Genomic DNA, 18,731 nt, shown 5'->3' on the forward strand with positions numbered 1-18,731 from the left:
CCGTGTACGACGTGCCCAAGGAGATCGACGTCCGGGCCGAAGGGCCCCTCCGGTTCATCACCCTGAACCGGCCGGAAGAGCTGAACTCCGTCAACGACGCCCTGCACACCGGGCTGGCCCGGCTCTGGCCGCAGATCTCGGAGGACCGTGACGCCCGCGCCGCCGTCCTCACCGGCGCCGGCCGGGCCTTCTCGGCGGGCGGCGACTTCGCCTACCTGAACGAGCTGAAGGACGACGCCGAGCTGCGCACCAAGACCATCGCCCACGGCCGTGAACTGGTCCTCGGCATGGTCCGCTGCCGGATCCCGGTCGTGGCCGCGGTCAACGGGCCGGCCGTCGGGCTCGGCTGCAGCCTGGTCGCCCTCAGCGACATCGTCTACATGGGGGAGAACGCCCATCTGGCGGATCCGCACGTCCAGGTCGGGCTGGTCGCCGCGGACGGAGGTCCGCTCACGTGGCCGCTGCACACCAGCCTGCTGGTCGCCAAGGAGTACGCGCTGACCGGGGCGCGGATCACGGCCGAACGGGCGGTGGCCCTGGGCCTGGCCAACCATGTGGCCGCCGATCCCCTCGCCGAGGCGACGGCCTGCGCGGAGCGGATCGCGAAGCTGCCGCGCAAGGCGGTCGAGAGCACCAAGCGGCTGCTCAACCTGCATCTGGAGCGGGCGGTCCTGGCGACCCTGGACTATGCCATGACCGCCGAGGACCTGACCTTCCAGACCGACGACTTCCGCACCATCGTCGAACGGCTCGCCGCGCGGCAGCCGTCCGGGAAGTAGCTACTTGGGCGGGAAGCGGAGGGCGCCGTCGAGGCGGATCACCTCACCGTTGAGGTAGTCGTTGGCGCAGATGTGCTCGACGAGGGCCGCGTACTCGGGGGAGCGGCCCATCCGCTTGGGGTGCGGGATCTGCGGGCCCCAGTAGGCCTCGAGCTGGTCGCCCGCCTTCCCGTAGGCGGGGGTGAGGAAGGTGCCCGGGGCGATCGCCATGACCCGGATGCCGAGCGGCGACAGGTCGCGGGCGGCGACCAGGATCATGCTGATCACCCCGCCCTTGGCCGCGGCGTAGGGGAGCTGGCCGATCTGGCCCTCGTACCCGGCGATCGAGGCGGTGTTGACGATGACGCCGCGCCCGCCCTCCTCCAGGGGCTCGGTCCTGGCCATGGCCTCGGCCGCCAGCCGCGTCACGTTGAAGACCGCGGTCAGGTAGAACTCGATCGTGGTGCGGAAGCCCTCCAGGTCGAGCGGCGCGCCCTCCCGGTTGAGGAGCCTGCCGCCCTGGGCGGGCCCGCCGTGGGTGTCGACGCAGATCCGCAGCGGGCCCGCGGCCTCCGCCTCGGCGACCGCCGCCCTGACGTCCTCCTCGCTCGTCGCGTCGGTGCGCACGTAGCGGATGCCGAGCTCCTGTTCGAGCGCCTTGCCCTTCTCGTCGGCGACGTCGGCCACGACCACCTTGGCGCCCGCCGCGTGCAGCCGCCGGACGGTCGCCTCGCCCAGCCCGCCGGTGCCGCCCACGACGAGCGCCGAGCTTCCGCTGATCTCCATGCGATTCACCTCTCTTGCAAGTGTGGCTCTTGCTGAGCGAGAATAGCATTCTCATGAATATCGCGATGATCCTTGAGATGGCGGCTTCGGCCGGAGACCGGCAGGCCGTGACGGCGGACGGGCGTTCGCTGACGGCAGCCGAGCTCCTGCGCCTGGCCGGCATCGCCGCAGACCGCTTCCGTGCGTACCCGGCAGTCCTCTACCTGGGTGCCAACCACCTGGCCTACCCGATCGCGCTCTTCGGCGCGGCGCTGGCCGGAGTCCCCTTCGTCCCCCTCAACTACCGCCTCGGCGAGCAGCAGCTCGCGGCGCTGGAGGCCCGGCATCCCGGCGCGCTGGTCCTGCGGCCCGCCGACCTCGCCTCCCTGACCGACCCGGCCGACGGCGCCGCCGGCGCGGAACCGGTCCCCTCCGACCGCGACGGCGTCGCCGTGCTCCTGTACACCAGCGGTACGACGGCCGAGCCGAAGGCCGCGATCCTGCGCCACCGGCACCTGCTCGCCTACGTGCTCAACACCCTCGAGTTCGCCTCCGCGGGAGAGGACGACGCCGCGCTGGTGGCCGTCCCGCCGTACCACATCGCCGGCCTGGCGAACCTGCTGACCAACCTCTACACCGGCCGTCGCGTGGTCTACCAGGAGCGCTTCGAGCCGAAGGAGTGGCTGGACGCCGTCCGGCGCGAGCGCATCAGCCACGCCCTCGTCGTGCCGACCATGCTCGCCCGCATCGTCGCTTCCGTCTCCGGCGACGACGCGCAGGCCCCGAGCCTGCGCAGCCTCGCCTACGGCGGCGCCCGCACCCCCCGGCCGGTGCTCGAACGGGCGCTCCAGGTGTTCCCCGAGACCGGGTTCGTCAACGCCTACGGGCTGACCGAGACGGCGTCCTCGATCGCCGTCCTCGGGCCGGGCGACCACCGCAAGGCCCTGGCCGCGACCGACCCCGCCGAACGGGCGCGGCTCGGCTCGGTCGGCCGGGCGCTGCCCGGGGTGGAGTTCCAGATCCGCGCCGAGGACGGCCGGGTGCTCGGCGCGGACGAGACCGGCCTGGTGTTCGCCCGCGGTGAGCAGATCTCCGGTGAGTACGGAACCCGCAGCGTCCTCGACGAGGGCGGCTGGTTCGCCACCCGCGACCTCGGCAGGCTCGACGCGGGCGGCTACCTGTTCATCGACGGCCGCGCCGACGACACCATCATCCGCGGCGGGGAGAACATCGCCCCCGCCGAGATCGAGGACGTCCTGCTCGGCCACCCGGACGTCACCGAGGCCGTCGTGCTCGGCCTGCCCGACCCCGAGTGGGGACAGCGCCTCGTCGCCGTCGTCGTCGGCGGGGGAGAGCCCGAGGAACTGCGGACCTGGGTGCGCGACCGGCTGCGCTCCTCCAAGACCCCCGACGTCATCGTCTTCCGCGACGAACTGCCCCGGACCGACACCGGGAAGCTGCTGCGGCGGAACCTCGTCGCCGAACTGTCCGCCGCCGAACCCTCAGATCAGGAGTCCTCCCGTGCCTGAAGCCGTCATCGTCTCCGCGCTGCGCACCCCCATCGGCACCGCCGTGAAGGGCACCCTGCGCGACACCACCGCCTTCGACCTGGCCCACCATGTCGTGGCCGCCGCGGCCGAGGGCGTCGACCCCGGCCTCGTCGACGATGTGATCCTCGGTGAGGGCCTGTACGGCGGCGGGGTGATCGCCCGGCACGCCGCGATCACGGCGGGGCTCACCGAGGTGCCGGGGCTCGCCCACAACCGGCACTGCGCCGCGGGCCTCGCTGCCGTCCAGGGGGCGGCGGCGAGCATCCGCGCCGGCATGGACGAGCTGATCATCGCGGGCGGGGTGAACTCGGCCTCGACGTCGCCGAAGTCGCGCTTCCGGATCGACGGCGAGTGGGCCGACCCCTGGCACCCGCCGACCCACCCGAACCGCCCGGACGCCCCCAACCTCGACATGTCGATCACGGTCGCCTGGAACGCGGCCGTCCGCGCCGGGGTCTCCCGCGAGGAGATGGACGCCTGGGCGCTGCGCTCGCACCGCAACGCCGTCCGCGCGATCGACGAGGGCAGGTTCGACGCCGAGATCCTCCCGATCGCGACCCCGCACGGCCTGTTCTCCGTCGACGAGCACCCGCGCCGCGAGACGAGCCTGGAGAAGCTGGCCTCGCTCAAGCCGCTCCACCCCGAGATCGAGGGGTTCAGCATCACCGCGGGCAACGCCGGCGGCGCCAACGACGGAGCGGCGGCCCTGGTCGTCGCGAGCGACCGGCTCGGGCTGCCCGCGCTGGCGACCGTGCGGTCCTGGGCCTCGGTCGGGGTCGACCCCGCCGAGACCGGGCTCGCACCGGTGAAGGCCATCCCCAAGGCGCTCGCCAGGGCCGGGCTCGCCCCCTCCGACGTCGACCTGTACGAGATCAACGAGGCGTTCGCCGCCATGTGCGTCGCCACGGTCGGGCTGCTCGGCCTCGACCCCGAGCGGGTGAACGTCAACGGCAGCGGCTGCTCGCTCGGGCACCCCGTCGCCGCCACCGGGGCCCGGATGATCGTCACTCTCGTGCACGAACTGCGCCGCAGGGGCGGCGGCATCGGCGTCGCCGCGATGTGCGCGGGCGGCGGGATGGGCTCGGCGACCGTCATCGAGGTGCCCGCTCCGTGACGAAGGAGCCGACCGTCGAGGACCTGCTCGCGCAGGCCAGGGCGGGTTCGATGCGCGCGACGGGGCGGCTGCTGACCCTCGTCGAGGGAGAGCGCCGCGCCGAGGTCCTCCTGGCGCTCGAACCCGCGTCCGCCCCGGCGGGGGCCGGGGCGCCGCGGGTGGTCGGGGTGACCGGGCCGCCCGGCGCGGGCAAGTCGACCACGGTCGCCGCGCTGGTCGGGGCCTACCGGCAGCGGGGCGCGAAGGTCGCGGTCCTCGCGGTCGACCCGTCGTCGCCGTTCAGCGGCGGGGCCCTGCTCGGGGACCGGATCCGGATGGCCGCCCACACCAACGATCCGGGCGTCCTCATCCGCTCGGTCGCCGCCCGCGGCCATCTCGGCGGCCTCGCGGAGGCCGTCCCGGCCGCCGTCCGGCTGCTGGCCGCCCTGGCCTACGACCTGATCCTGCTGGAGACGGTCGGGGTCGGCCAGTCCGAGATCGAGATCTCGGCCGTGGCCGACCCCGCGATCGTCGTGCTCGCCCCGGGCGCGGGCGACGCCGTCCAGGCCGCCAAGGCGGGTCTGCTGGAGATCGCCGACCTGCTGGTGGTGAACAAGGCCGACCGGGAGGGCGCGGAGCAGACCGTCCGGGACCTCCACATCGAGACCGGCGCGCTGATCCTCACCCTGGTCGCGAACCGCGGCGAGGGCCTGCCCGCGCTGGTCGAGGCCATCGACGCCCATCACAGGGCGGACGATCCCGCGCAGCGGGAGGCCAGGGCGCGCGCCCAGATCCTCTCCCTCGCCTACACCCGCCTGCGGACCGCCCCCGATCTCGCGCGGCTGGCCGCCGAGGTGGCGGCCGGCACGTGCGATCCCTACCAGGCCGCCCGCCTCCTGTGCGGCCTTGACGGGCGGGCCAACGGTTCCGCCGGTCAGCCCGCGGGGAACCGGACGAGCGACTCCTGGGCGTAGGAGGCCACCAGCGCGCCGTCCCCGGTGAGCAGGTCGCCGCGGCCGAAGGAGCGGCCGTGGGCCAGCAGGGGCGCGTGCTGGCGCAGCAGCAGCCAGTCCCCGGTGGTGAAGGGCCGGTGGAACCAGAGGGTGTGCGAGGTGACCGCGGAGGTGAAGACCTTGTGCGCGTCGAGCTGGCTGAGCCCGTCCACGGCGAGGACCGCGGTGCCGATGAGGGTCAGGTCGGTCGCGTAGGCGGCCACCGCGGGCGCCAGCTCGGGCGCCGTCTCGGGGACGCGCATCCAGAGCTCGAACTCCGGTGGAGCGGCGGCCCGGTCGTCGAGATCGACCGTCGTGCGGTTCTCCCAGGGCAGCAGGTCGTACTTGACGAGGTGCTCGGGGCCGGGGAGAGACGGGACGGGCGGCGTGCTCTGGACGTCGCGGCCGTCCTCGGCGGAGTGCATCGACACGGACGCGGTCGCGATCACACCCGCCTCCTGCCGCGCCGTGACGGTCAGGGAGGCGAAGGTGCTCCCCTCGTGGTGCAGGGCCACCTCGTAGCGTACGGGCTCGGCGTCGCTCCCGGCGCGGGGGAAGAGCGTGTGCAGCGACTTCACCGTCTTGCCGGGGCAGGCCAGGCAGGCCGCCCGGACGAACTGGGCGAGGAGCTGGCCGCCGAACAGCCGGTGGTAACCGAGCCGCTGGTTGGCTCCCCGATAGACGGGGCCGGGGGCCTCGTCGAGGTCGAGGCAGGACAGGAGGTCGGTCCAGAGATCGGTCGAAGAGGGCATGACCCCGAGTGTAACGACATTCTTTCAGTATGAGAATGAGGTTCTCGTCTCGGCCCGGCGCCTAGGAAGCGGCGAAACCCGACGCGCAGAACTCCCAGGCCTCGTCGGCCGAGATGGGGTGGCCGCTCTCCTCCTCGGCGACGCTGCTCGACTGGGCGATGAACATGATGGTCTGCATGGTCAGCGCACCCGCCCTGCGCGGGGAGAGGCCGGGACGCAGCCGTCCGGCCTTCTCGGCCTGGGTCATCAGCTCGGCGAACAGCCCCAGCAGCGGACCGTGGGCGACCTGCACCTCGGTCGGGTGGGAGAGCAGGAGCTGTGGGGCGAAGTCGGTGAACAGCGGACGCTGGGCCGCCGGGTCGGGCCGGGAGAGCTCGAACAGGAGCTGGGCGGCGACCTTGACGCGTTCGAGTGGGTCGGTCTGTACCGAGGCGGCGGCGCGGATCTGCTCGGAGGCGCGCCGCAGGGCGTCCTCGAAAAGGGCGAGCAGCAGCTCGTGCTTGCCGTCGAAGTGCTGGTAGAAACTGCGCAGCGACTGACGGGACCGCTCGACGACCTCCTGCACCGTGAAGTCCGTGGTGCCCTTCTCGGTGATGATCGCCTGGGCGGCGTCGAGGAAACGCTCGACGCGCTGTTCGGCACGGAGCTTGGCGGCCTTGGTGGAACGCTCGACCGCCCGCTGCTTCCAGGCCGGCTCTTCGCTCTGTGTGCTCACGGTCGCATCGGTCTTCTGCTCCATAGGTAGAACCTTACTGCACCGCACCGGTAGGACTCCTCCACACCTTGCCTCTAACATCGAAACGCTGACGAGACTCTTACTTTCAATATACGAGAATGTTATTCTCCGCTCATGCTTTTCGAGTTCGATTCCGACCAGAGGCTTTGGCAGGAGACCGTCCGCGGCGTTCTCGCCAAGGAGTGCCCGCTGTCACTGGTCCGCGGTGTCGTCGACCGGGACGCCGATCCCGATCCGCTCTGGCACACCTTCTCCAAGCTCGGCTGGACCGAGCTGACCGGGCCCGAGGAGACCGTGGAGCTGGCGATCGTCCTGGAGGAGCTGGGCCGCGCCGCCGACCCGACCCCCTTCCTGGCGACGATGACCCAGTTCGCGCCCTTCGCCCCGGACCTGGCGGTTCGGCCCGGAGCCGTGGTCCATGACGGCGTCACCGCCCGGCCCGGCGGAGGTGGCTGGACCCTGCACGGGACCGGCCGCCACGTCCTGGACGGCGACCGTGCCGAGAACCTGGCCGTGCACACCGCCGAAGGCGTGTTCCTCGTGCCCGCCACGGCCGTCACCGCCCGGCGTGTCGCGGTGTTCGACCCGGTCCTGCACCTCGCGGACGTGTCGTTCGACGGTGTGCGCGTCACCGCCGACGACCGGAGCGCCGCGGACCCGGCGCTCGCCCGCCATCTCGCGCTCACCGGCCTGGCCCTGACCATGGTCGGCGCCTGCCGGCGCGTCCTCGAGCTGACCCTGGAGCACGTGTCCTCCCGCCACCAGTTCGGGGCGCCCATCGGCTCCTTCCAGGCCGTCAAGCACAAGGCCGCCGACATGCACGTCGCGATCGAGCGGGCGGGCGCGCTCGCCTACTTCGCCGCCCTGACGATCGCCGCCGGCGACCCCCGCCGCCGCGAGGCCGCCTCGATGGCGAAGGCCGCCGCGGGGGAGTGCCAGGCGGTCGTGTTCCGCAACGGGCACCAGCTGACCGGGGCCATGGGTCACACCTGGGAGAACGACATCCAGTTCCCGCTCAAGCGGGCCAAGGCCGGCGAGCTGCTGCTCGGCGGCGCGGCCGAGCACCGGGCCCTGATCGCCGAGGAGTACCAGCATGCGTTTGACGTTTGACGAGGACGTGGAGAAGTTCCGGGCCGAGTTCGCGGCGTTCCTGGACGAGAACCTCCCTCCTGAGGCCGAGGCCACCGAGCGGTCCCGCTCCAGCGCGCACATCCCTGAATGGGCGCGACGCTGGCAGCGGCTGCTGTTCGACGAGGGCTGGCTGCTGCCGGGCAACCCGCCGGAGTTCGGCGGCCGGGGCGCCACCCTGCTCCAGCAGTACGTCCATCTCGAGGAGCTGTCCAGGCGCGGGATCCACCGCAGCTTCAACCCGCAGGGCCTGGGGATCATCGCGGCCTCGCTGCTGTCGTTCGGCACCGAGGAGCAGAAGCTGAAGTGGGCGGTCCCGATCCTGCGGGCCGAGATCACGGCCGCGCTCGGGATGAGCGAGCCCGGAGCCGGTTCCGACCTCGCGGGCCTGCGCACCAGGGCCGACCTGGTCGACGGCGAGTACGTGGTGAACGGCCAGAAGGTGTGGACCTCGGGCGCGCATGACGCGGACGTGCTGCTCACGTTCGTGCGGACCGATCCCGACGCGCCCAAGCACAAGGGCATCAGCGTCCTTCTGATCCCCACCGACACCCCGGGCGTCACCCGCCGCCCGTTCGGCTCCATCGCGAGCTCCGAGGAACTCGACTTCAACGAGGTCTTCCTCACCGACGTCCGGGTGCCCGCCGGGAACATCATCGGCGAGCCCCACCAGGGCTGGAATGTCGCGACCGGTTCCCTCGGCCACGAGCGGACCATGCTCTGGATGGGCTTCGCCGAGCAGCTCGAGAACCTGACCGGGCAGTTCCGCCCCGTCACCGAGCTGGACCGCGACCGGTTCGCCACGCTCGTCATGGACGCCCGCGCCCTGCGCCTGATGGGATCGGCGGCCCTCGCCAGGGCCGCCAGGGGCGAGCAGGACGTCGCGGCGCTCTCGGTGCTCAAGGTCTTCGGATCCGAGGCCGTGCAGACGGCGCTCGGCCACGCCCTGGACGCCGCGGGGACGGAGGCGCTCGACCACCCCGCGCGCACCGTCCCCTACAACCACATGAGCTCGGAGGCGTTCAGCGCCGGCTGGTTCGAGCGTTACGCGCGCAGCTTCGGCGGCACCATCGCCGGAGGCACCTCCGAGATCCAGCGGAACATCATCGCCGAGCGCGTGCTCGGCCTGCCCAGAAGCTAGAGGAGCCCGTTCCATGACCATCCTGTACGAGGTCAAAGACAAGATCGCGACCATCACCCTGAACCGGCCGGAGGTCGCCAACGCCCAGAACGCCGCCCTGCTCGACGCCCTCGACGAGGCGTGGACGAAGGCGGCCCGCGACGAGGACGTCGCGGTGATCGTTCTGCGCGCGGAGGGCAAGCACTTCTCCTCCGGCCACGACCTCAAGAGCGGCGGCTGGCCCGCGCCCGAGCAGATCACCCTGGAGTGGATCTACCGGGAGGAGACGCGCCGCTACCTGGAGTACACACTGCGGTGGCGGAACACCCCGAAGCCGTCGATCGCGGCCGTCCAGGGCAAGTGCATCGCCGGCGGGCTCATGCTCTGCTGGCCGTGCGACCTGATCATCGCCTCCGAGGACGCCCAGTTCTCCGACCCGGTGGTCCACATGGGCATCGGCGGCGTCGAGTACCACGGACACACGTGGGAACTCGGCCCCCGCAAGGCCAAGGAGATCCTCTTCACCGGACGGCCGATCACCGCCGACGAGGCGGAGAAGGTCGGCATGGTCAACCGGGTGGTGCCGCGCGAGCGCCTCGACACCGAGACCCGCGAGCTCGCCGAGCAGATCGCGAAGATGCCCTCGTTCGGACTGCGCCAGGCCAAGCGGGCGGTCAACCAGACCCTCGACGTGCAGGGCTTCTACGCGGCGATCCAGTCCGTGTTCGACGTGCACGAGACGGGGCATGGCAACGCGCTGAGCGTCGGCGGTTACCCGATCCTGGTGAACCTGGACGAGATGAAGAGCAAGATCAAGTAGCCCGTGCGAGGGCCTGCTCCGTCGCGGAACTAGGCTTGGCGGGATGGAACGGGTGAAGGGGGAACCTTGTCCGACGGCACGGTGTCCGATCCGCGACCGTACGCGGCTCTGCTCGCCAAGGGCGAGGACCGGCGGTTGCAGATCCTCGCGGCCGCGCAGCGGCTGCTGACCCGCAACGGCATGCGGGGCACCACCCTCGGCCAGATCGCCAAGGAGGCCGGGGTGACCTCGGCGGGGCTGCTGCACCACTTCGACTCGAAGGAGCAGCTCGTCCACGCGGCGCTGGACGCCCGTGACGCCTTCGACGACGCCAACTCCGACCGGGCGGGCGACATCCGCGACCAGCTCGAGGGCGTGGCCCGGCGTTTCCGGGACGCCCCCGAGCTGATCGGGCTGTTCACGGTCCTGCTGGGTGAGAACCTCGACTCCGAGGCGCCCATGCATCCCCGGTTCCTCAAGCGCTACCGCACCGCGATCGAGACCGTCGCGGACAGCATCCGGCGCGGCCAGGCGACCGGGCGCTACCGCACGGACCTCGATCCCGAGGTCAAGGCCGTGGAGGTCGTCGCCTTCCTCCAGGGCATCGAGACGTCGTGGCTGCTCGACCCGACGATCCCGCTGACCGAGGTGTTCGGCGAGTACATCGCCTCCCTGACGGGGGTGCTCGCCGCCGAGCCCTCCTGAAGCCGAGCCCTTCTGAGTCGATGCGTCACCGGCCGGTGACGCCGAGGGCGCAGAACTCCCAGACCTCGGTGGCCGTCAGCGTGTGCGGGTCGTCGTCCTCGGGCGGCCCGCTGGACTGGGCGATGAACATCGCGGTCTGCATGGCGAGCGCCGCGGCGCGGCGGGGCCGCAGCCCCGGCCTGAGGCGTCCGGCCGCCTCGACCTGTCCCATCAGCTCGGTGAACAGCTCGAGCAGCGGCGCGTGCGCCGACTGGACCTTGTCGGGGTGGGAGAACAGCAGCCGCGGCGCGAAGTCGGTGAACAGCGGCCGCTGGGCGGACGGGTCGGGCCGGGAGATCTCGAACAGCAGCCGGACCGCGACGCCCAGCCGCTCCAGCGGGTCGGCGGTCAGCGCCGCGGTGGCCCTGATCTGGCCGGCGGCCTGGAGCAGGGCGTCTTCGAACAGGGCGAGCAGCAGGTCGTGCTTGCCGTCGAAGTGCTGGTAGAAGCTGCGCAGCGACTGCCGCGACTCCTCCACGATCTCCTGGACGGTGAAGTCGGTGCTGCCCTTCGCGCCGATGATCTTCTGGGCGGCGTCCAGGAAGCGGTCGACGCGCTGTTCGGCGCGCTGTTTGGCGGCCTTGGTCGAGCGTTCGACCGCGCGCTGCTTCCAGGCCGGATCCTCCTCGGTGGCGGTCACAGCTGCACCAGCCGCGGTGCGGAGCGCTCCTCGCGCAGCAGGGCCCCGGCCTCGCGGACCAGTTCTCCGTGGCTGCCGAGCAGCCCGTCCAGGACGAGCGCGCGCCGGACGTGCCGGTGGAGGGAGTGCTCGGCGGTGAAGCCGATCCCGCCGAGCACCTGCTGGCAGTGGCGGGCGGCCGTCAGCGCGGCCTGCCCGGCCGCGGCCTTGGCGAGCAGCGAGCCGAGCGGGTCGGTGGCGGCGGCCAGGGTGGCCTCGGCGCGCTCCAGCGCGACGAGCGTCTCGGCGAGCCGGTGCCGTACCGCCTGGAAGGAGGCCACCGGACGGCCGAACTGGGTACGGTCCAGCGCGTGGGTGCGGGCGAGCTCCAGCATGGCCCGGCCGGTGCCGGCCAGCCACCAGCCGAGCGCCCGCCGACCTGCCGCGAGCGGGATCGGGTCGCCCGAGGGGACCGGCCGCAGCGGCAGTTCGCCGTCCAGCCCGGCGCCGGGCCGGTCGGTCCGCTCCCAGACGACCCAGGACCCGCCCGTGTAGGGCAGTGGCAGGGTTCCGCCGGGCGGCCGTCCGGCAGCGGCGAGCAGCACGTCGTTCAGGATCGGAGCCTGCACGCCGGTCTCGCCGAGCAGCCGGAAGACCACGGGGATCGCCAGGTCGGGCAGGTCGGCCAGCAGATCGGGCCAGCCGATCTCGATCAGCGCCAGGTCGAGCACCTGCCCCGAGGCGCCCACCATGATCTTGCGCAGGGTCTCGGTGAGCAGGTCCCGTTCGGCCGGGTCCAGATCGGTGCGTCCCATGGGTCGGTCAGTCCCTTCCGAGGTCGAGCAGGCGGCGGGCGATGATGTTCCGCTGGATCTCCGCGGTTCCGCCGTAGATCGTGGCGGCGCGGGAGTACAGGTACTCCTCCGTCCACGGCGTCTCGGTGAGCTCCAGGGTCCCGGGCAGCAGCTCCCTGACGGTGTCGAACAGCCGCTGCTCGGCGGTGGCGAGGAGCACCTTGTCCACGGAGGTCTCCGGGCCGAGCCGCTCGCCTTCGGCCAGGCGCCGCTGGGTGGAGTGGGAACGGCAGCGGGCGACGTGGAGCGCGAGATAGGCCTCACCGAGCGCGGCGTCCTTCCAGCTCGCCTCGCCTCCGGCGGGCCGGCCGGACGTTCCGGTGTCCGGGTCCGCCTCCACCAGGAGCCGGTCCAGCCGGGAGAACAGATGCGCGATCCGGTGCCAGAAGCAGGTGGACCGCTCGTGGGGGAGCAGGTCCATGGCGAGCTTCCAGCCGTCCCCCGGACGGCCCAGCATCCGGTCGGCGGGGACCTCCACCTCGTCGAAGAAGACCTCGGCGAACTCGTCGACCCCGTGCATGGTGCGCAGCGGGCGGACGGTGATGCCGGGGGAGTCCATGTCGACGAGGAACGCGGTGATCCCGGCGTGCCCGGGTGCGGTGCGGGTCAGCAGAACGCAGCGGGCGGAGTACTGGGCGAGGCTCGTCCACACCTTCTGGCCGGTGACGACCCAGCGGTCGCCCTTGGGGACCGCGCGCGTCGCCAGGGAGGCCAGGTCGCTGCCGGAGCCGGGCTCGGAGAACCCCTGGCACCACTGCTCGCGCCCGCTCAGCAGGCGCGGGACCATCTCCGCGGCCAGCTCGGGACGGGCGTAGGAGATGATCGTCGGAACCAGCACCTCGATCATCGAGTAGATGCCGGGTTCGGCGAGGCCCCGGCTCGCGACCTCCTCGCCGAGGACCGCCCGCAGCACGGCCGGCCCCCCGAGGCCGCCCACCTCGGACGGCCAGCCGTGCCGCATCCAGCCGGCGTCGTACAGCGCCCGCCGCACCCGGGCGAGCTGGGCGACCTGGCCGTCGAGCGAGTGGTCGGCGCCGGGGGACAGGTCGTTGTCGGCCAGCCACTTCCGCAGCCGGGAGCGGAACTCCCCGGTGTTCACTTACCCGCGCTCTTGTAGGAGTGGGGGATGCCCGAGTCGTGCTCGCCGCTCCTGCGGATGAAGGTCATGGCCCGGGTCCGCAGCCGCCAGCCGTCCTCGGTCCTGACGTAGGTGTCGGAGTAGTAGCCGATCCGCATGTCGTGGTTGCGGTGGTCGATGAAGCAGAGCGGCTGGGTGCCGGTCGCCTTGTCGCCGTCCAGGTCGACGGCCGCGGTGCCGGTCAGGAACAGGCCCTTGGGGGCGGCGGCGACGAGCTCGGGGAACTCCTCCAGCGGATAGGTGTCGCCGAACGCGCTGTAGGTGCCGTCCGGGGTGAACACCTTCACCAGGCCCTCCATGTCGCCCTGGGTGATGGTCACCGCGTAGCGCGCGAGGAGCTGCTGGATCTCGATGTGGTCATCTGTGGACAAAGACCTTCCCACCCTTCATGACGAAACGGACGTTCCTGGTGACGGTGATGTCGGCGACGGGATCGCCGGGGACGCCGATGACGTCGGCGAGCAGCCCGGGTTCGAGGCGGCCGCGGTCCTGCACGCCGAGGAGCTCGGCGGCGGAGACGGTCGCGGCGCGCAGCACGTCCAGGGGGGCGAGACCGCGCTCGACCAGGGCGACGAGCTCCTCGGCGTTCTTGCCGTGCGGGATGGCGGGCGCGTCGGTCCCGACCGCGATCCGCACTCCGGCCTCGTAGGCGGCCAGCACCGAGGCGCGGGCGCGCGGGAACATCTCGGCGGCCTTCGCCTGGAGCTCGGGCGCGGCCCGGGAGACGTCCATGCCGTCGATCAGGTAGGTCGTAGGGACCAGGTAGGTGCCGCGGTCGACCATCAGCTTGATCGTCTCCTCGTCGATGAGGAAGCCGTGCTCGATGCAGTCGATGCCCGCCTCGACGGCGTGCCGGACGGCCTCCGCCCCGTGGGTGTGCGCGGCGACCTTCAGCCCGCGGCGGTGCGCCTCGTCGACGATCGCCCGCAGTTCCTCGTCGGAGTAGTGCTGGGCGCCGGGAAGCCCCGAGTGCGACATGACGCCGCCCGACGCGCACACCTTGATCAGCTGCGCCCCGTGCTTGATCTGGTAGCGGACGGCCTTGCGCACCTCGTCCACGCCGTTGGCGATGCCCTCCTCCAGGCTGAGCGGCAGCACACCGGGGGCGAAGGCGGCGAACATCGTCGGGTCGAGATGGCCGCCGGTCGGGGTGATCGCGTGACCGGCCGGGATGATCCGCGGCCCGTCGATCCAGCCCGCGTCGACGGCCTTGGCCAGCGCGACGTCCAGCAGGTAGCCGCCGGTCTTGACGAAGAGCCCGAGGTTGCGGACGGTCGTGAACCCGGCCCGCAGCGTGCGCCGGGCGTTGCCGACGGCGCGGAGCATCCGCAGCGGGGGATCGTCCTGGACGGGCGAGTAGGCGGCGGTCTCGCCGCGCCCGCCCATGAGGAGGTTGACCTCCATGTCCATGAAGCCGGGCAGCAGAATCAGGTCGCCGAGTTCGATGATCTCGCCTTCGGGCGGGCCGCCGATCCTGGCGATGCGCTCGCCGTCGACGACCAGGATGCCGGGCCTGACCAGCTCGCCGGTGGCGGGATCGAGCAGCCCGGCCGCGCGCAGCGTCAGCATGCCGTCCTCCTCGCGGTAGGCAGTCGCATGGATTCCTTCTCTCTGGCGAGAATCCGATTCTCACTTTTGAATCATAGGTTTCCATGAGGTGTGTCCCGCGTCAACGCCCCGCGTCGTTGCCGAGGGCCGGGCGGGCGGCGTACGATGAGAATGGTATTTTCCTCAATCGCTAACATCATTCTCAGACCGAGAGGACGCGTCATGACGCGGAAGGACTTCGTGGTTTCGGCCGACGGGCACATCCTCGAGCCGGTGGACCTGTTCAAGACCCGGCTCCCGAAACACCTCCGCGATCGCGCGGTCTGGGAGGAGGACTTCGAGATCGAGCCGCTGGTCGAGGGCGGTGCCCGCCACTTCCGGCGGCTCCACACCCCCGGATTCGAGGGCTGGACGATCTCCCGCTACCGGCAGACCACCGGCCGGATGCCGGAGGGCGATCCCGAGCAGGTCCTCGAGGACATGGACATCGACGGCGTCGACGTGCAGGTGATGCACCCGAACCTGTCGCTGTTCGGGCTCTACTCCGACGACCACGAGCTGTCGATGGCCCACGCCCGGGTCTACAACGACTACGTCGTCGAGCGCTTCACTCCGTACTTCAACCGGATCGCGCCGACCGCGCCCGTCCCGCTGACCGACATCGGCGAGGCTGTGGCGGAGATCGAGCGGGTCGCGGCGTCCGGGTTCCGGGCGGTCCTGCTGCCCGCGATCCCGCCGAAGCCCTACTACTCGCGCGACTACGACCCGGTGTGGGCGGCCGCGCAGGCCAACGGCGTGCAGATCTTCATCCACACCCAGACCGGCGGGGTGAAGGTCAACGACCCGGAGTCGACCACGCTCAAGGTCGTCATGCAGAACGCGGCCCAGGTCAACCAGCCGATGACCGACAAGGCCGCGTCCAAGCGGATGGTGACCCAGTGCATCTACAGCACCATCACCCCGCAGCAGGTGATCTGCGAGCTGATCGGCGGCGGCGTCCCCGAGCGCTACCCCGACCTGCACTTCGCGCTCATCGAGTTCAACGCTCACTGGCTCGCCTCGCTGGTGGGCTCGATGGACAAGTGCTGGGTGACGGGGATCGGCCAGGACTCCGACTGGTGGCTCGGCCACTGGGACACCGACCGCCCGGCGACCGACCAGCCGAACATGGCGCAGCTGTTCAAGCTCAACGAGAAGTGGCCCTACCCGCTCAAGCCGAGCGAGTACGTCAAGCGGCAGTTCCACATCTCCTTCCAGGACGACCCGGTGGCCGTCGCGTGCCGCCACATCACCGGCCTGTCCACGATCGTGTGGGGCAACGACTACCCGCACGCGGAGGGGACCTTCCGCGGCAGCCGTGAGCTCCTCGCCAAGCAGCTCGGCGACCTGCCCGACGACGAACGGGCACCGATCGTCGGCGGAACCCTGGCCTCGATCCTCGGCTACGCCCCCATCCTGGGCTGACCGGCGTCGGAGGGGTTCGGGAGGAGCCGGTGTCCGGTGGGGCACCGGCTCCTCCTGTCGTGTGTCGGTCCCTTTCTGGTGTTGTGTGGTGACATGCCACGAGACGAAGACGAGCCGCCCGCATTCGTGCTGTTCGGCGATCCGCCCAAGGTCGGGCCCTATCTGGCCGACCTGCACGCGCGGGGACTGGCGATCCTCATGGTCGTCGGGCCGCCCCGATCGGACCTGGACGAGGCCTCGCGGGCGTTCCTGGAGCTTCCCGGCCATCCGTTCGCGGTCATCGACGAGATCGCCTGCCTGGGCGGCGACGACCTGTCGGGGATCGTCGACCGGATCCGGCGCTGGTCGGGCCGCTACCGGATCAAGGGGCTCTTCGGAGCGAGCGAGGTCTTCTCCGAGGTGGCGGGAGTCGTCGCGGACGCCTTCGGGCTGCCGGGGGTGGGGCTGCGGGCCGCCCGCGTCTGCCGCGACAAGCTGCTCCAGCGCCAGTACCTCGCGGAGTGGAGCCCCGAATCCCGGCTGGTGACCCGGGCGTCGCGCCGCGAGGCGGCCCGGTGGTGCGCGCCGCGCCTGCCGGTCGTGGTCAAGCCGCTGCACCTGTCGTCGAGCATCGGGGTCAGGAGGTTCGACGACGAGGCCGACCTGGCCGCCCATCTCGCCGGTCTCGGCCCGGGGGACGAGCTCCTCGTCGAGCCCCGGGTGCAGGGCCGGGAGTTCAACGTCGACATCGTGACCGCCGGAGGGCGGCCGGTCTTCTCCGCGGTGACCCAGAAGGGCACCAACGAGGGTGCGACGCCCTACTTCGCCGAGCTGATCCACACCTTTCCCGCGGTCGACCTGACCGAGGCCGAGCGCGGCCGGCTGCTCGAGACCGCCACCGAGGTCGTCCGGCGGCTGGACTTCGCGACGGGCTGGGCCCACGCCGAGTACCGGGTGGGCGACGACGGCGAGGCCCGTCTCATGGAGATCGCCGCCCGCCCGCCCGGCGACGGATGCATGGCGCTGTTCCACCTCGCGACGGGACGCGCCCTCGAGCCCCTGCTCATCGACGCCGCCCTCGGCCGACAGGACGTCATCTACCCCGAGCCCCGCCGCCGGACCCGCCAGATCTACTTCGAGCCCCCGCCGGGGTCGCTGCGGTCCGTCACCGTCGACTGGCCCGGCACGGTGCCGAACTGGCTCGTCGACTCGGGGATCTGGCCGGAGCCGCGCCCGTGCCGCCGCGACGGCCCGCCGACGCTCCACGAGGTGATGATCCAGAAGGAGCGCGGCGCCGTGCTCCGGCAGATCACCGAGTCGGGGCACCGGGCCGTGACCGCGCTCTTCGACACCCCTCTGGACGCCGACATCGACTCCGTCGAAGCGCGCGTCCGCGCGGCCGTCGGCATCGACTCCGTGCAGCCGTCACCGTCCGAGGCGCCGATGTGAGCCGGGCGCCCGCGCGCCGGACACCGGCCCGCGGACCACAGCGGACCCTCGCGACGGTGACCTTCGTCCACGCGATCGGCCGGGGCGCCTACGTCACGGCGGCGGTCCTGTACTTCACCCAGTCCCTGGGCCTGGGCATCGGCCAGGTCGGCGTGGGACTGAGCGTCGCGGGCCTGGTGGGCATGGCCGCGGGCCCGCCCGCCGGGCATCTGGCCGACCGGTACGGCGCGCGCGGCGCCCATCTGGCCAGCCTGCTGTGCTGCGCCCTGGCGACGGCCGCGTTCACCGTGCCTGCCGGGTTCTGGGGCTTCCTCTCCGCCGCCGTCGCCGTCGCGTGCGCCCACAACGCGGGGCTCGCCACCCGCGGGCCGCTGGTCGCCGACCACGGGAGGGACCGCCCGCAGGAGTTCCGCGGGCATCTGCGCGCCGTGAGCAACATCGGCATCTGCCTCGGGACCCTGCCCGCCGGATGGGCCGTACAGGCCGGGACCTCCTTCGCCTACCTGGCCCTCGTCCTCGGCGCGGCCGGGCTCCATCTCGCCGCCGCGGCGGTCACCGCGTTCCTGCCGCCGACCGCGCCCGTCCCGCCGGACGGAGGGTCGCGGTGGATCGTGCTCAAGGACGGGCCCTACGCGATCCTGACCGTCCTGGACGGCGTCATGGCGATCCAGTTCAGGGTGCTCACGATCGCCCTCCCGCTCTGGATCGTCCTGCGGACCGAGGCACCGACCTGGCTGGTCAGCGCGACCATGCTCGTCAACACCGTGATCGTCGGGGTGTTCCAGACGCGTGTCTCGCGGGGCGTCGACTCGCCCGCCGCCGCGGGCCGGGCCCTGCGCAGGGCCGGGTTCACCTTCCTGCTGTCGTGCGCAGCCCTCTCCTGCACCGCCGGGCCGCCGGTCGGGATCACGGTCGCGGTCCTGCTGCTGGCGGTGGCGGTGCACACCGTGGGCGAACTGTGGCACGCCGCCGGCGGCTTCGAACTGTCCTACACGCTGGCGCCGCCGCATGCGATCGGCCAGTACCAGGGGCTGTTCGGCATGGGGCTGAGCGCGGCCGACTTCCTCGGGCCCGGCCTGGTCACGGCCCTCTGCCTCGACTGGGGGCGTCCCGGCTGGTTCGTGCTCGGGGCCCTCTTCGCCGTCACCGGCCTGCTCGTCCCGCCCGCGACCCGGCTGGCCGAACGGCTCGGCGAACGCAAGGTGCTGGTCCATCCCGAAAGCGAATGACCGGAGGTGCGCGC

19 protein-coding genes are annotated in these 18,731 nt (G+C 72.0%); 11 read left to right on the forward strand and 8 right to left on the reverse strand.

From position 1 onward, the window contains the following. The first annotated feature begins 2 nt into the window (after positions 1–2). Complete coding sequence (locus ABD785_RS10010; protein ID WP_344825142.1) at positions 3–779, forward strand: enoyl-CoA hydratase/isomerase family protein; 777 nt, start codon at positions 3–5, stop codon at positions 777–779. Here ABD785_RS10010 and ABD785_RS10015 read toward each other — a convergent pair whose 3' ends face one another. Continuing rightward, positions 780–1,544: an SDR family NAD(P)-dependent oxidoreductase gene (locus ABD785_RS10015; protein ID WP_344825145.1), complete on the reverse strand. Its 765-nt coding sequence runs from the start codon at positions 1,542–1,544 to the stop codon at positions 780–782. Between the two features lie 65 nt (positions 1,545–1,609). On the opposite strand from ABD785_RS10015, the gene ABD785_RS10020 reads away from it, so the two are divergent. Genes ABD785_RS10020 through meaB form a run of 3 tightly spaced genes read left to right on the forward strand, consistent with a single transcriptional unit; the run spans position 1,610 to position 5,140 of the window. Next, positions 1,610–3,052: a class I adenylate-forming enzyme family protein gene (locus tag ABD785_RS10020; RefSeq protein WP_344825148.1), complete on the forward strand. Its 1,443-nt coding sequence runs from the start codon at positions 1,610–1,612 to the stop codon at positions 3,050–3,052. Beyond that, positions 3,045–4,187, forward strand: a complete 1,143-nt coding sequence (locus tag ABD785_RS10025) for a thiolase family protein (protein WP_344825151.1) — start codon at positions 3,045–3,047, stop codon at positions 4,185–4,187. Before ABD785_RS10020 ends, ABD785_RS10025 begins: the two co-directional genes overlap by 8 nt. Continuing rightward, entirely contained in the window at positions 4,184–5,140 is a 957-nt protein-coding gene (gene meaB / locus ABD785_RS10030; protein WP_344825154.1) for a methylmalonyl Co-A mutase-associated GTPase MeaB, read from the forward strand. Before ABD785_RS10025 ends, meaB begins: the two co-directional genes overlap by 4 nt. Here the strand turns inward: meaB and ABD785_RS10035 are convergent. Continuing rightward, complete coding sequence (locus tag ABD785_RS10035) at positions 5,101–5,910, reverse strand: acyl-CoA thioesterase (protein WP_344825157.1); 810 nt, start codon at positions 5,908–5,910, stop codon at positions 5,101–5,103. The genes meaB and ABD785_RS10035 overlap by 40 nt on opposite strands. A 61-nt stretch (positions 5,911–5,971) precedes the next feature. After that, complete coding sequence (locus ABD785_RS10040) at positions 5,972–6,649, reverse strand: TetR/AcrR family transcriptional regulator (RefSeq protein WP_344825160.1); 678 nt, start codon at positions 6,647–6,649, stop codon at positions 5,972–5,974. Between the two features lie 111 nt (positions 6,650–6,760). Between ABD785_RS10040 and ABD785_RS10045 the strand changes: the two genes are divergently transcribed. From ABD785_RS10045 to ABD785_RS10060, 4 genes are all read left to right on the forward strand, one after another. Then, positions 6,761–7,756, forward strand: coding sequence for an acyl-CoA dehydrogenase family protein (locus ABD785_RS10045; RefSeq protein WP_344825163.1), 996 nt, complete (start codon positions 6,761–6,763; stop codon positions 7,754–7,756). Then, entirely contained in the window at positions 7,740–8,915 is a 1,176-nt protein-coding gene (locus tag ABD785_RS10050; RefSeq protein WP_344825166.1) for an acyl-CoA dehydrogenase family protein, read from the forward strand. The genes ABD785_RS10045 and ABD785_RS10050 overlap by 17 nt, the downstream gene beginning before the upstream one ends. Before the next feature lie 13 nt (positions 8,916–8,928). Beyond that, positions 8,929–9,714, forward strand: coding sequence for an enoyl-CoA hydratase (locus ABD785_RS10055; protein ID WP_344825169.1), 786 nt, complete (start codon positions 8,929–8,931; stop codon positions 9,712–9,714). A gap of 66 nt (positions 9,715–9,780) precedes the next feature. Beyond that, positions 9,781–10,398, forward strand: coding sequence for a TetR/AcrR family transcriptional regulator (locus ABD785_RS10060; protein ID WP_344825172.1), 618 nt, complete (start codon positions 9,781–9,783; stop codon positions 10,396–10,398). A gap of 25 nt (positions 10,399–10,423) precedes the next feature. On the opposite strand, the gene ABD785_RS10065 is transcribed toward ABD785_RS10060, so the two are convergent. The 5 genes from ABD785_RS10065 to ABD785_RS10085 are packed head-to-tail and all read right to left on the reverse strand — an operon-like array spanning position 10,424 to position 14,617. Beyond that, positions 10,424–11,077, reverse strand: a complete 654-nt coding sequence (locus ABD785_RS10065; protein ID WP_344825175.1) for a TetR/AcrR family transcriptional regulator — start codon at positions 11,075–11,077, stop codon at positions 10,424–10,426. Next, positions 11,074–11,871 carry an acyl-CoA dehydrogenase family protein gene (locus ABD785_RS10070; RefSeq protein ID WP_344825178.1) on the reverse strand — a complete coding sequence of 266 codons (798 nt, stop codon included), beginning with the start codon at positions 11,869–11,871 and terminating at the stop codon, positions 11,074–11,076. Before ABD785_RS10070 ends, ABD785_RS10065 begins: the two co-directional genes overlap by 4 nt. Before the next feature lie 7 nt (positions 11,872–11,878). Then, complete coding sequence (locus ABD785_RS10075) at positions 11,879–13,009, reverse strand: acyl-CoA dehydrogenase family protein (protein WP_344825181.1); 1,131 nt, start codon at positions 13,007–13,009, stop codon at positions 11,879–11,881. After that, entirely contained in the window at positions 13,006–13,419 is a 414-nt protein-coding gene (locus ABD785_RS10080) for a nuclear transport factor 2 family protein (protein WP_344825183.1), read from the reverse strand. The genes ABD785_RS10075 and ABD785_RS10080 overlap by 4 nt, the downstream gene beginning before the upstream one ends. Beyond that, positions 13,406–14,617, reverse strand: coding sequence for a metal-dependent hydrolase family protein (locus ABD785_RS10085; RefSeq protein WP_344825185.1), 1,212 nt, complete (start codon positions 14,615–14,617; stop codon positions 13,406–13,408). The genes ABD785_RS10080 and ABD785_RS10085 overlap by 14 nt, the downstream gene beginning before the upstream one ends. Positions 14,618–14,818: 201 nt before the next feature. On the opposite strand from ABD785_RS10085, the gene ABD785_RS10090 reads away from it, so the two are divergent. From ABD785_RS10090 to ABD785_RS10100, 3 genes are all read left to right on the forward strand, one after another. Beyond that, positions 14,819–16,060, forward strand: coding sequence for an amidohydrolase family protein (locus tag ABD785_RS10090; RefSeq protein WP_344825188.1), 1,242 nt, complete (start codon positions 14,819–14,821; stop codon positions 16,058–16,060). A gap of 93 nt (positions 16,061–16,153) precedes the next feature. Further along, complete coding sequence (locus ABD785_RS10095; RefSeq protein WP_344825193.1) at positions 16,154–17,488, forward strand: ATP-grasp domain-containing protein; 1,335 nt, start codon at positions 16,154–16,156, stop codon at positions 17,486–17,488. Positions 17,489–17,544: 56 nt separating this feature from the next. Further along, positions 17,545–18,717 (forward strand): MFS transporter, encoded by a 1,173-nt coding sequence (locus ABD785_RS10100; RefSeq protein ID WP_344825196.1) that lies wholly within the window; start codon positions 17,545–17,547, stop codon positions 18,715–18,717. Positions 18,718–18,731 lie beyond the last annotated feature (14 nt).

This window comes from Actinocorallia longicatena (assembly GCF_039534125.1).
Taxonomy (GTDB): domain Bacteria; phylum Actinomycetota; class Actinomycetes; order Streptosporangiales; family Streptosporangiaceae; genus Actinocorallia; species Actinocorallia longicatena.

Excerpts from the sequence above, each read along its gene's own strand:
- ABD785_RS10090 (WP_344825188.1), top strand. The coding sequence starts at position 14,819 with ATGACGCGGAAGGACTTCGTGGTTTCGGCCGACGGGCACATCCTCGAG.
- ABD785_RS10095 (WP_344825193.1), top strand. The coding sequence starts at position 16,154 with ATGCCACGAGACGAAGACGAGCCGCCCGCATTCGTGCTGTTCGGCGAT.
- ABD785_RS10055 (WP_344825169.1), top strand. The coding sequence starts at position 8,929 with ATGACCATCCTGTACGAGGTCAAAGACAAGATCGCGACCATCACCCTG.
- ABD785_RS10020 (WP_344825148.1), top strand. The coding sequence starts at position 1,610 with ATGATCCTTGAGATGGCGGCTTCGGCCGGAGACCGGCAGGCCGTGACG.
- ABD785_RS10085 (WP_344825185.1), bottom strand. The coding sequence starts at position 14,617 with ATGCTGACGCTGCGCGCGGCCGGGCTGCTCGATCCCGCCACCGGCGAG.
- ABD785_RS10045 (WP_344825163.1), top strand. The coding sequence starts at position 6,761 with ATGCTTTTCGAGTTCGATTCCGACCAGAGGCTTTGGCAGGAGACCGTC.
- ABD785_RS10040 (WP_344825160.1), bottom strand. The coding sequence starts at position 6,649 with ATGGAGCAGAAGACCGATGCGACCGTGAGCACACAGAGCGAAGAGCCG.
- ABD785_RS10050 (WP_344825166.1), top strand. The coding sequence starts at position 7,740 with ATGCGTTTGACGTTTGACGAGGACGTGGAGAAGTTCCGGGCCGAGTTC.
- ABD785_RS10035 (WP_344825157.1), bottom strand. The coding sequence starts at position 5,910 with ATGCCCTCTTCGACCGATCTCTGGACCGACCTCCTGTCCTGCCTCGAC.
- ABD785_RS10015 (WP_344825145.1), bottom strand. The coding sequence starts at position 1,544 with ATGGAGATCAGCGGAAGCTCGGCGCTCGTCGTGGGCGGCACCGGCGGG.
- ABD785_RS10070 (WP_344825178.1), bottom strand. The coding sequence starts at position 11,871 with ATGGGACGCACCGATCTGGACCCGGCCGAACGGGACCTGCTCACCGAG.